Annotated in this window: 7 protein-coding genes; 2 read left to right on the top strand and 5 right to left on the bottom strand. The window is 46.1% G+C overall.

Annotation, left to right across the window (positions count from 1 at the left end):
* The first annotated feature begins 340 nt into the window (after window positions 1-340).
* Both FDP09_RS09765 and FDP09_RS09760 read left to right on the top strand, forming a co-directional pair.
* On the top strand, window positions 341-1,768 hold the full coding sequence (locus FDP09_RS09765; protein WP_229683281.1) for a sulfatase-like hydrolase/transferase: 1,428 nt from the start codon (window positions 341-343) through the stop codon (window positions 1,766-1,768).
* A gap of 79 nt (window positions 1,769-1,847) precedes the next feature.
* A complete protein-coding gene (locus FDP09_RS09760) occupies window positions 1,848-3,767 on the top strand; it encodes a peptide-N-glycosidase F-related protein (protein WP_137402489.1) in 1,920 nt (639 codons plus the stop codon).
* Window positions 3,768-4,430: 663 nt separating this feature from the next.
* On the opposite strand, the gene FDP09_RS09755 is transcribed toward FDP09_RS09760, so the two are convergent.
* From FDP09_RS09755 to FDP09_RS09735, 5 genes are all read right to left on the bottom strand, one after another.
* The gene (locus FDP09_RS09755; RefSeq protein WP_222840319.1) at window positions 4,431-5,525 is read right to left on the bottom strand and encodes an acyltransferase family protein; all 1,095 of its coding nucleotides are present in this window, start codon (window positions 5,523-5,525) and stop codon (window positions 4,431-4,433) included.
* Between the two features lie 129 nt (window positions 5,526-5,654).
* Window positions 5,655-7,277 carry a discoidin domain-containing protein gene (locus FDP09_RS09750; protein ID WP_137402487.1) on the bottom strand — a complete coding sequence of 541 codons (1,623 nt, stop codon included), beginning with the start codon at window positions 7,275-7,277 and terminating at the stop codon, window positions 5,655-5,657.
* Window positions 7,278-7,319: 42 nt separating this feature from the next.
* The gene (locus tag FDP09_RS09745) at window positions 7,320-9,146 is read right to left on the bottom strand and encodes a DUF3472 domain-containing protein (RefSeq protein WP_137402486.1); all 1,827 of its coding nucleotides are present in this window, start codon (window positions 9,144-9,146) and stop codon (window positions 7,320-7,322) included.
* 435 nt (window positions 9,147-9,581) lie between these two features.
* The gene (locus FDP09_RS09740) at window positions 9,582-10,634 is read right to left on the bottom strand and encodes a DUF5126 domain-containing protein (protein ID WP_187328830.1); all 1,053 of its coding nucleotides are present in this window, start codon (window positions 10,632-10,634) and stop codon (window positions 9,582-9,584) included.
* An 11-nt stretch (window positions 10,635-10,645) separates the two neighbouring features.
* On the bottom strand, window positions 10,646-12,472 hold the full coding sequence (locus tag FDP09_RS09735) for a RagB/SusD family nutrient uptake outer membrane protein (protein WP_137402484.1): 1,827 nt from the start codon (window positions 12,470-12,472) through the stop codon (window positions 10,646-10,648).
* Window positions 12,473-12,483 lie beyond the last annotated feature (11 nt).

Genomic DNA, 12,483 nt, shown 5'->3' with positions numbered 1-12,483 from the left:
GCACGGATTATAGCTTGTTTGGGGAAGATGCAGTACCTCTACGGCTTAACCACGACCTTTAGGTTTTGGTTACTCTTTTTTACCTGTAGAAAAAAGTAGCAATAGTAGAAGCTAAAGAGTAAGCTAAAATGGAATAAGAAGGTTACACCAGTTAACCATAACAAATCATATAGAACCATTTTTTTTTAATTTCATTATGTTTAAATAATTTTTTAAAATAACTCAAACTATCTTTGGGTAAATTTTAACATATCATACCCTATATTAACTTGCTTCACTCCTGAGATAAAGGTAATTTCGTAAAGCAACAACTAATGCACATAGCAAACTAGTCCCCATCATGAAACTGCATCCATTTTCCCTCGCTACTCTTTGCCTGCTTATAACTGTGGCCTCTTGCCAACGAGCATCTGACCAACAGGAAAAGACCTCGCACAGTGTTCGGCATAAAAACAAGCCCAACATCCTTGTCATCTTCGCAGACGACCAAGGCACATTTGACACGAATGCCTATGGATCAAAAGACTTGGAAACTCCAAATCTTGACCGGATTGCCCGTGAAGGCACACGTTTCACCCAATTTTATGCAGCGGCCCCGGTTTGCTCCCCATCCAGGGCAAGCTTGATGACAGGAAAATATAACCAACACGCCCGGTTGTTTGGCAACGTGGCCCCTCCACATGCTGATCCGGAATTCAAATCTGGTCTGCCCACAGACGAAACCACCATGGCCGAGGTATTCAAAGCCGATGGATATAAAACTGGGCTGATCGGAAAATGGCACCTTGGGCACAGCCCCGAAAAACTCCCCAATGGCCAAGGCTTCGATTATTTCTTTGGTCACCAAAGAGGATGCATCGATAACTATTCCCACTTCTTCTTTTGGGCAGGACCTAACATGCACGACCTGTACCGAAACGAGGAAGAAGTGTATTATCCCGGCCAATTCTTCGGCGACCTGATGGTGGATGAGGTCAAAAAGTTCACTGCTTCAGAAACGGAAGATCCTTTCTTTGTCTATTGGGCCATCAACATGCCCCATTACCCTTATCAGGGCCGGCCAAAATGGCTCGAGCACTACAAAGACCTTCCTTCGCCACGAAGGGAATACGCAGCTTTCATCAGTACTTATGATGAAATGATAGGCGAGGTCTTGGATCATTTGGAAGCCACTGGCCAGCTGAACAATACCATTATCGTGTACCAATCAGATCATGGGCACAGCACAGAAGAACGCGCTTTCTTTGGTGGTGGCAATAACGGCCCTTACCATGGTGCCAAATTCTGCATGCTCGAAGGAGGGATAAGAGTACCCGCTATGATCCGTTACCCTGATGCCATTCCTGCCAACCAAGTCAGAAACCAAATGGCCAACAGCATTGATTGGCTCCCTACACTTTCGGAGCTGACCGATACCGAAATCCCTAACCAAGAGGAAATTGACGGCAAAAGCCTGATGCCCATTATCAACGACAAGAATGCACCTAGCCAGCACGAAGTCCTCCATTGGGCCACTGGTGACCCTGAAAGCACGTCAAACTCCTGGGCCATTCGAAAAAACAATTGGAAGCTTTTGGGCAATCCCTGGGATGCTGAAAAAGAACTGGAGTTTGGTGAAGATGACAAGCTTTATTTGGTAAATATGGCTATCGACTCCACCGAGACGACCAACGTAGCAAAAGAAAACCCGAAAATCCTACAAGAACTCCTCCAGCTCCATCAAGAATGGAACAAAGAAATGATTGAGCTAAAACACCAAAGCAAATAAAAGCCACCAACCCGTACATTGATAAAGCCTTTCGAGCCTCACGAGAGCCTCTATTAATTTCTAAATGATAGAAAAACAAATGAAAACCACACTTTTCAGCTTTCTAATAGTCTTTATTATTGCAGTAAACGTTTTGGCCGGTGAGAAAGATACTGTCCATATCATCAGCCATGACCAGATCACCGTCGTTACCAATCCCCAAAAAGGCGAAAACAGCTATACCAACTGGGCGGTTTTTCCTGATAAGGACGAAGCCATTCGCCAAATCATCCTAAAAATCAACTTTGGCTGTCCGGACGGGATGCGCTGTGCGGACTGGGATTATGTAGACCACATCACCCTCAAAAGAGCCGGTGGCAAAAACGGCGAAATGTTGGATTATGAAATTGCCCGAATGCTCACTCCTTACGGTGGAGCTTTTGGAAAAGACTGGGAATTCGAATGGGAAGTGGATGTCACCGACTTCAGTCTATTGCTTAGGGACAGCGTGGAGGTCGAGTACAAACACACGGGCTACGAGCCCAATGAAGACCGGGGTTGGAAAGTCACGGTTGATTTTGAAGTAATCAAAGGCCAACCCATCATGGAGCCCGTCAGCATCACCAAGGTTTACCAAGGCTCCTATCGCTACGGAGACAAGGGGAACCCCATCGAGGAGACCTTGAAGGCCACCACCATCACCACTGACGAGGGAGCCTCTTTGGGCAGATTTAGGGTCATCCAGACCGGACATGGCATGGACAGCCCAGATGGATGCGGGGAGTTCTGCAACAAGTACCGGGATTTTTACCTGGATGGCAAACTTGTAGCCAGCAGACAAATGTGGAAGCAATGCGGCAACAACCCGCTTTACCCGCAAGCCGGCACCTGGATCTTTGACCGCGCCAATTGGTGCCCGGGAGACTTGGTACAGCCAGACATTTATGACTTTGCCCTGAACGCACCTGAGCATACCGTCCAACTCCAGATGGAAGATTATATATCTCCAAAACCCAGCGCCAACGAGCTGATAGCAGCCTATGTGATCCAATACAAGTCTTATCAGAAAAAGCAGGACGCATCCGTCGAAGACATTATCATCCCTTCCAAAAAAGCCGTTCACAGCAGGAAAAACCCAGCTGCTTTCGGGCCTACTATTGTGATTAAAAACAATGGGAGCCATCCACTGAAAAGCCTAGAAATCGAACACGGTACCGTCGGACTACAACCACAAAAATCCTCTTGGTCAGGAGAGTTGCTTCCCGGCAAATCAGACACAGTCACGCTTGAAGGAAAAATCCCTCAGGAGGGTAGCCTGAACTATCAATTTGAACTCAAAAAACCCAACGGAAAAAAAGATGGATACCTCGGCGATAATAAAACCATATCACCTTATGAAAAGATAGCCGTACATGGCGAGCAACTGATTCTGCACATTGAAACCAATAAAGCTGCCCAGGAAAATGGGTACACGGTCACCGATGCAGAAGGCAATGTTTTATTCGAAAGAACTGTGGGATCCATGGTGGCCGACACCACCTACAAAGACAGCCTAAACCTCTCCAAAGGAGCTTATCGCCTGCACTTTACCGATACTGGAGGAGATGGTCTTGAGTTTTGGTACAAGACAAAGGCAGGAAGAGGAAAGGTCATCTTATTGAACAATGACGGGCAGATCGTAAAAAGCTTCGATTCGGATTTTGGAAGTGGCATCATCTATGATTTCGAAGTAGGAGAGGCCATATCACCAATCAATGACAAGGAAATTTCGCTAGGCGTCTTCCCTACCCGCGCACAGGACTTCACTACCTTCGATTATTTATCCAATTACCCCGAAGAAGTCACCATAAAACTGGTAAAGGACCCGAGCGGAGAAGTAGTGGAAGAACACATCTACCAAGACCTTAAAGAAGGAAAGTTCACCCTAAACCTGACCCGCTATCCCAAAAGCCGCTATTTCTTCCAAGTCTTTGTCAAAGGAGAAATGATCTACAATAAGAGGCTAAGGGTGAAGGAGTAGTCCATAGTTAGCTACCTGTGTTTAACCCGGATTCAATGCCGTTTAGTTAAGAAGATTTTCCAATACGGATCGTCCATTGAGAGAGTTATGATTTTAATCCATGGCCTTTTAAAATATGTACAAAATGGATCCGCCTTGCAGGTATTGGGCGTTAGAAATTAAAAAGAGGGCGGGCAAGTAGGCAGGCTTGTTTGACGAAATACTAACCAAAAAGAATGTTGGCAGCTAAAAAAGGAGGAGTTTGCCTGCATGAGGGAAGGTTTTAATTTTAGGCCAATAGATGCACACCTGTGCGCCGTGGCGTAGCGGCGGGGTTTTTTGGTCACTTTTTTGACCTGCAGCAAAAAAGTGACAAAGGTAAAAAGATGAAAACCATCTTGGAATTTAGCAGAAAAACAATAGAACCAATGTTTCCAGGTATATACTAACTAAACGGCATTAAACCCGGAATGCATTAGCCTATCTATTGCGGCCTTTGACGTCACCTGCGCCCAAAATTGTAGCACGTATGAAGCTAAATTCCATAGGAACGGTAGATTTCTTAAAGCGGTTTCTCCAAGGAATTTCCTTAACTTTCGAAATCATATTATGTAATTGTTCCATTACGTGCAAAATCACAGATAGTCATTCTCTTTTTATTGCCTTCGCCCTGTTTCCTCGATTTTATACTTTAAAAAATATTTTTCTTTTATACAGCCAAAAGCAGATATACCACATCGCCAATAATACCAGCAAACTGAGGACAAGCCCAGCTCCAAGCTCACCTGTCCATCCAAAGATCGCATTGGAAAAGGGCAATAAAATCTTCCGAACCAAGTCAGCTCCTCCCACATGGGCAAAAAGGTAAATAAACAAAGGGTTCATCCCTACAATCGCAAAGACCCACACGCCTTTTTGATGCTTCCGGACATCTATCCACCAATAGCATATTGCCAAGCCAATCAAAGACCATCCCCCCGAAATGATAACAAAACTACTTGTCGCTATGCGTTTGATAATCGGTGTGAAAGTGCTTAAAGCATATCCTAGGAAAAGCGCCACGAGTCCTCCTACCAATAACAGCCTCCACTTTCGCTTGCCAGACAGTGGACCGATTAATAGTTTTCCTGCACATACGCCCCAGATCGTATGTGCTGCTGTCGGAAGAGCATTGAACATGGCCCAGTGCCCCGAATCTTCTTCACCGGCAATCAAGACATTGAACCAGGCACCAAAATTCTCCCCAGCTTGGAACGCATAGTCAAAGCCCTCCACAGGAAAAAAACGATAAAGCAATTCGCTGACAAGCAAGAGCAACAGTGAAAAGGCAATCTGAAAAGCCACCGTCTTTCGCATGACCAAGAAGGCCAAAAGATAGGTCACTGCCAACTGGGCAAGTACGTTTTGAAACCTAAACACGATCTCACCCGGATCTATGCAATAAAGCCCCCAACCCAAGACAAGCAGGACAAAAGCCCTTTTGTAGGCATGCTGGCTGACCTCACTGTAATTGGCTCCTTTTTCCATCCGTTTGGCAAAAGACATCGGCATGGCCACCCCAACAATAAACATAAAAAACGGTTGGATCAAATCCCAAAAGTGCAGCCCTTCCCATTCCACATGATGAAACTGCTCCCCCAAAGCATAAACAAAAGTCCCTTCAAATTCAGGAGAGACCAAATAAGAAAAAAGATGGGAAAACTCGGCAATCAACAGGAACATGGTAATCCCCCTGTAGAAGTCAAGTGACAAAAGGCGCTGCTGTGAAGAAGGGTTCATTTTGGGCATATTAATTTAGTAGCCCTTAATTTACAAACAATATGGACAATTCCTTTTTTAGCGATGACCCACGCAATCTTAAAAAGACGAGGCTATCTTACAAAACAAGACAGCCCCGCCCTGATATCCTCAATAAAGACCGAACTCAGCCAAATGTGAAAAGTACACATTTTCCCCACTACCATTGTCATGGCCTTCTGTCACCGTCACTTTGATATAGCGGAAACTCTCCGTTGAAGTCCATTCCACCACATCTCTTGCTCCGTCCCCAACCTGGAAATTGCCTAGGCCAATCCAAGAGGAATTGTCGCTGCTGATTTCTACATTAATGGTTTTGACCCTACCATTGTACTTGTCCAATCGCTGGCTGAAAACCATCCCATTTGCAGTTTCCACTTGATCCAAGTCTAGCACAAAGTAGTGTGGGTATAGTGGACTAGCCTGGTACCACTGGGAATGCCAAAAGGTGTCATCCTGACCATCAATAAGATGAGTACCTGCGCCTTTGTTGGTCCCTCCTCCTACCAACTCTTCCGAGGAGACATCGACTACTGACCAATTGTCTTTAGAGAGTTCTTTCACCTCTTTGAGATCTACATCGATAGCTGGTTTTCCTGCCAAATAGGAGTAGGGATAGCTTAATTCAGTATGCTTCCCATTGGTATGCAGGAACCTTACTCGCAATTCAAAAGGATATTGTTTAAAATCCTGATCTATTCCTGCCAGCGGCATGGTCAATGATACACTGTCCCCCTCAATTATATTATTGGTAGCCCAAGTAATGGCATTATAATTCCCATCTCCCAAGCTGGTTTTCGGATCATTGTATGCGATCACGCCATTAAAAGGAATGTCGGATTCGGCACGTGCTTTCAAATATAGGTTCTGGTTATCAGCGTGGATACGCATGGATTTCAAGTTAAACCCCACCTCTCCCGTATAGTGTCCACTTCCGGTACTTTCATTGACCACTTGGTTATTGTTGAGGATCAAGGCATCTGCCAAAGTCAATTTCACCTGATCGGGTGTATCGTTAAATTCATGATTGCCCCAAGACATCATGGACGTCCAATTATCCGTGGCCTTATGTTTGTTATGGGGCAAATTCAGCCCATGTCCCAATTCATGAATCGTGCCCCCAATCCAAAGTTCGTCTCCCTGCCGGGAACCATCTTGCCAATAGCTCATGTCAAAATTAAGGTAGTCCAGCGCATAGCACCACTTACCAAGCCCATAGAAGGGCACCCCTCCTGCATCCCAGCCATTACCTCCAGTCCTACTGGGCATAAACACCAATGTGTGGTCACTCGCTTCCTCAGCTGGGTGGGCTTGGAAATATTGACGGATTTCTGCTCCTGCCGAACTGCCCCCGCCTTGATAAGGGTAATCATCCTGTCCTCCCTCTCCTCGAATCAGGATTACTTTTACATAAGAAGGGTCCACTTCACTCTTTAGCAATCCAAAAGTCTTCCCAGGAAAGCCCAATGCTGTCATCTCACCCTTAAACCAATCCTGCATGAACAACATGACACCAGATAGCCGCTCATGGTAATTAGCCAACGGCTCAATGTCTGAGGGGACAAAATATACCACATTAAGATTATAATTGTAATCTGATTCATAGTTCCCGAGCTCCAACTCCTTTTCTATTTCCTCTTCCTCTACAGGGTTCACATTGTTTTTCAAGGTACAACCTTGAAAAAAAAAGCCAGCCAGTATCAGGCAAAATGTTAGTTGATTTCGAATAGTCATTTTGGTTATGGTTATGGTTAAAACAATAATATCCGATTCTAATCAGTACAGGCCTATTTCTGCAGCATGCACGAAAAAGTCACTTTCAGTCCCATCGTGATACCCTTCGGTAATAGTCAATTTTATGAACCTAAAATTTTCAGAATTAGTAAAATCCACCGCCCCTCCATCTAGGGGAAAGCTCAGCGTCCCGAGGGAGCTCCATGTCTGGTTATCATCACTTACTTGCACTTGGACGGTTTTCGGACGACCGTTTTGTTTTGACCGGTTTTGAATCAGTAATCCCTTAGCGGTCAATTCCTGCCCTAGATCCAAGGTGATGTGATGCGGATAACCCGGATTGGCACCAGCCCACTGACTATGCCAAAAAGTAGCGGGATTGTCATCGATGGCATCTGCTGCGTGGCCATTGTCTGCTCCTTCACCAGAGACCTCTTCGGACGAAAAATCCGTCACGATCCATGCTGCTTTGTCAAAGGGAATGACCTGATTATCCAAGGCCTTGTCTACCCTTGCGGACAAAGCAGTAAGGTCTGCCGCAGGTGCATTGGCCGAAGCAGTGGCGGTACTGACTGCTTGTTCATCTGCATGGGTATATCCTCCAGAACTCATATAAAACCGCTGTGATGCCCCGTCCAAAAGCCCCCCAGCATAATCGTCCCTACCTTCGGGCACTCCGTCAGTATGGGTCATGGTAGCACGATTAAAGTTGATCCAGCTTCCTCCTACTTCCTTTCCCCACATATTGTAATACTCTGCCATCCTTACCTTTTGACCGTTTCGATTGCCGAAGTTTTCTAAAAATGAATAAAACCCATCAAAATACCGTTGCTCTTGTGGGGCCTTCCAAGTGGCCATGTATTTCCACCCTTCGCTCTCCACATCCATAAACCAAGCAGACAACAGCACGGTGTTGTCATTGTTACGGCGGACATTCATGATGAATTTTACAGGAACGGCTGTTTCCCAAGGGTATTTCCAGTAAGACTGTCCTCCTGTTCCCTCGTTGCCAAACCCACCTGCGTGTACCTGGTCACCTTTATCAATCAGCGTAACCAAATCCTCCGGATCCACATCTTCACGGTCATCCGGTACATCCGAGCTGTCCCAAACCGAAAACAGCACCCTTCTTTCGGTTGCGCTATTTACCTGAATCCCAAAATAGCCCCTATAAAACCCTATGCACATGTAAAAGGTATACATGGGATCGTACCCTTGCGGCACATTGATTTGGCCATAGAGCCAATCGTAATCTCGGGAGACCTGATCACCGGGTTTGAAGCTCAAGTGTACCGATGGCGAAGAAAGCCAATGGGCGTAACGAGCCGATCCACTTTCTGTCCTGAACACAAAACGCTCCACCTCTGCCACTTCCGAGCCTGACTTGGAAATGGGGGACAGTTCAAACCTGTAAAAACCGGTCTGGGCGACTTGAATGGTATCGAATATGATTTCCTCAAAATCCCCTTTACCCGCCAGCGACGCCGTAGAAACGGCCTGAAACGCCACGTCATTTGGGGAAGAAATAGTCAATTGAAAATCGGTCTGCTCGCCAGCTGCTGTCTTAAGGGAGAGTCCTGTGATGTACTGGCCCGGACTGAGCTCGTAGTAGCCCACTAGGTCATGATCCAGGGATTGCCACCCAGTGACCACATCTTGGTCAGCATCTGGATTGTACTGCATGGCCGGGGCCTGGCCATCCCAAGGCTCCATATAGGATTTATTTGCCGGAATGAAGAAGTCTTTATAGACCACATCAGTAGCCGTGGTATCATTATTCTCTACAATTGGATCTGTGATTTCTGTCGCACAGGACACGCATACAGTCAAAATCACCTGCGATAAAATCATAAAATATCGTTGTCTCATTGTTTTTTAGTTATGCCCGTGTTTATACATGTCTACAGGAATTTCAAGTCCCCATTACCTCGGTTCGGGAATTGTAATCCCGAACCGCTAAATTGTGGCAGTTGGTGTGCCGATATCTGCTTAAACCCGGAATATGCATTAGCCTATCTGTTGCGACCTGAAACTGCTTCAAAATCAGCCGTTTCACTTTAGTTTTCGGCATAACCGTAGCGGTGCTACGCTAATGCCTCCAAACTAACTGATTTTCTTGCAATTTCAGCTCTCACTACGATTCCTAACGCATAATCCGGGTTAAACTGACGGCTATGATCTAGCGGCCAGATAGAATCAAATACAGCAGTGAGGCGACTGACTTTGTCCGTCTCGGCGGATCAAACCGCAATACCTGTGCGCCGTGGCGTAAATAGGCTAATGCATAAACTGGGTTTAAAACACTTATTGTCCATAAATATTTACCTCCGCCAAAAAGGTAAAGAAATTGGTTCCTTCGAGAGGAGTTACTTTTAAATACCTAATAGAGGGGTTGGCAGAAAGCCTGAATTTTTGTTCCTCATTGATCTGCTCAAAATCAAACTCGCCAAAATCCACCCAGTTTTCATTATCCACACTACCTGAAAAACCCACTTTGGTCATCCCCCTGGTGTCATTTTGTCTATTGACAAGTCCCACCCGACTGATGATTTTTTGTTCTTTTAGGTCGATCACAAAATAATGGGGGTAATCTGGCTGGGACCAAGACCAAGGCGAGTGCCAGATGGTACTGACATCATCGTCATATAGGTTATACTTTTGACCTTCCTCTTCTTCAGCGGAGATCTCGACTACCTCCCATTCACTCTTATCAAAGGCGGATTCCGCAAATGGTGCCAGCAAAACAGTCTGTACTGCTGATTGTGCACCCACGGGATTGCTCACATGAATTTCGTAGTGCTGTTCTTCGAATGCGGCATCAGAAATCTCTCCAAGCCCCTCAGGATCACTGGAATTGAAAACGGCCACTTTAGACTGCCCATTCACGTCCATGTAGGCCACATTCACGGCTACTTCGCGCTCAGTCGCATTTTCCCAAAGCACTTGTATACTACCAAAGTCCGGCTCTAACTTCACCGTCTCAGCAACAAAAAGATGTGGCGGTTTATTTGGAGTCACTGTCACCGACTGTGGAGCCGACAGGTTGCCTTCCTTATCACCCACCATGACATCAAACGTATAGGACCGCTCTTCAAGCCCTGCTATTATAGCTGTTTCGGCATGCCTACTGAATTTTTGGTGCAATTCCTCACCTTCGGCATTTTGATAATTTACCTGCACAAATTCAGCCGCGGGATCTTCCGGAAACACCCAAGTAAACACCACCTCACCGTAACCTGCCTCCGTCTCAATACTCGACGGGCCTGTAGGAAGGCTGATGTCTTCGTCACTGACACATCCTGTGACCAATGACCATGTAAAACATAGGGCAGAAATATATAATGTTATTTTTTTCATGTCAGTATTTTTTACCATCCGGGATTTTGAACTAGGTTTTGGTTGATCTCCAACTCGGAGATCCTAATGGGGAACAGGTAGTAAGAAGGAGTGTTGAAAATCCTGTTTTCTGCATTGACCACCTTATAGAAATCTTCAGGAGCATTGGCAGTGATCTCCAATCCTCTGGCCACTGTATTGAAGTTTTCATCCCCTTCTTTCCATCTTCTGACATCCCAAGTACGATGACCCTCAAAAGCCAACTCGATATTTCTTTCTTGCTTGATGATCTCTCTCATCTCCTCTTTGGAGAAGGAGGTCTTACCCACACGTGACCAAGCCTCCTGAATAGTCGGCACTCCGGCTCTTTGTCGGATCTCATCTAGGTACTCGATCACCTCGGTATGTCTGGCTGCGCCATAATATTCGTTCAAGGCTTCGGCGTAGCTGAGATACAACTCTCCGAGCCTTACCAATGGCCAAGGATAGTTGATGACTTGGTTTTGACTGGTGGTAATGATGGACTCAGGGTGGACTCCTTTCTGGACTAAATATCCGGTAGGGGAATAATTGTTTTGGCCACTGGACCACCCATGCTCTTCCCCTTCACGCATATGCATGACCACTTCGGTACTGTTGGCCAAAAACACTCCCCGATCATAGGCAATGGAAGCATAAAACCTCGGCTCCCTGTCTCTATGCAGCAGAATAGTACTATCCGCTAGATCGTACCTATCGGTGTAGTCAAATTCAGGATCTACGTCAATTGGCAGTCCATTTTTGGTGTAATACCGCTCCACCATGGATATGGAAGGTGCCTGCCCGTTATATGCGGCACCTGCCACCCTTGGCATGCTGTGCCTTTGCCAGCCATAATAAGGCTCTGGACGGCTGTAGCCCCACACCACTTCCTCATTCCACGGCTGCACCATCGAATACCGATAGTTCAGCTTCCCTTGCTCGCTTGGCGCTCCATCCACCAGTTCATGTTCATATAGCTGCTTGCCCAACGCCTCCGCTTGGTCAATTGCCTTTTTGGTTTCCTCCAAAGCCAAAAGCCACTTTTCTTCAGCGTATCGTGTGTTCATCAAAGGAGTCCCATCCTTGTTGGTGAAATCCTGATAAAATTCTGCATTACCATTAAACAGCGGACTGGCTGCATAAAGGTACATGCGGGATTTTATGGACTGGGCGATCACTTTGGTTACCCGTCCCAGTTCACTTGCCGAAGCCACACTGCTGGGGAGCAAGGAGATCGCCTCATCAAATTTCCCAGCTATAAAAGAGACGCACTCATCATAAGGCTCCCTTGCTGCAAAATATTCTTCTTCTGGCGCATCAAAAGCGACCTCTCCCCTCATCAATACAATCGGCCCGTACTGACGAAGAAGATTGAAGTGATAATAGGCAATAAGAAAAGTCGCCTCTCCTTTCATCCGCGTCACTTCTGCCTCCGAAAAACCAGGTGTACCGTCAATGTTGTCCAAGAAAATATAACATTGTCTGATCCCATCATACATGTCTATGTCGCCACTGGGAGTCCAGTAGTCAAAAAACGGATCGGTAGCATTTAACTCTCCCCGCATCATTCGCTTGGCATAATAGTGGGATCTGTCCCAAGGTGTCACCAGCTCATCCGTACCCCAAAGTGCTATGGCACTGAACATGTCATTCTCAGCTGGCATAAATCCGTACAGGGAGTACAGAAAATTCATGGCCTCATTGGGGCGTTTAAAGGCATCTTCGACGGTACTGACATCATCCGGCACAATGTCCAAATAATCACATGCCCCCATAGAAAGCGCTCCTGACAACAGCAGGCCTACAGACAGTTTATTTATTATATTCTTAATTTGCATCTTTTCTCAAT

Origin of the sequence: Echinicola rosea (assembly GCF_005281475.1) — a bacterium.
Taxonomy (GTDB): Bacteria; Bacteroidota; Bacteroidia; order Cytophagales; family Cyclobacteriaceae; genus Echinicola; species Echinicola rosea.
The sequence above is the reverse complement of the archived record's forward strand: the minus strand, read 5'-3'. Positions and strand labels throughout refer to the sequence as shown.

Excerpts from the sequence above, each read along its gene's own strand:
- FDP09_RS09750 (WP_137402487.1), bottom strand. The coding sequence starts at position 7,277 with ATGACTATTCGAAATCAACTAACATTTTGCCTGATACTGGCTGGCTTT.
- FDP09_RS09760 (WP_137402489.1), top strand. The coding sequence starts at position 1,848 with ATGAAAACCACACTTTTCAGCTTTCTAATAGTCTTTATTATTGCAGTA.
- FDP09_RS09765 (WP_229683281.1), top strand. The coding sequence starts at position 341 with ATGAAACTGCATCCATTTTCCCTCGCTACTCTTTGCCTGCTTATAACT.
- FDP09_RS09735 (WP_137402484.1), bottom strand. The coding sequence starts at position 12,472 with ATGCAAATTAAGAATATAATAAATAAACTGTCTGTAGGCCTGCTGTTG.
- FDP09_RS09755 (WP_222840319.1), bottom strand. The coding sequence starts at position 5,525 with ATGAACCCTTCTTCACAGCAGCGCCTTTTGTCACTTGACTTCTACAGG.
- FDP09_RS09740 (WP_187328830.1), bottom strand. The coding sequence starts at position 10,634 with ATGAAAAAAATAACATTATATATTTCTGCCCTATGTTTTACATGGTCA.
- FDP09_RS09745 (WP_137402486.1), bottom strand. The coding sequence starts at position 9,146 with ATGAGACAACGATATTTTATGATTTTATCGCAGGTGATTTTGACTGTA.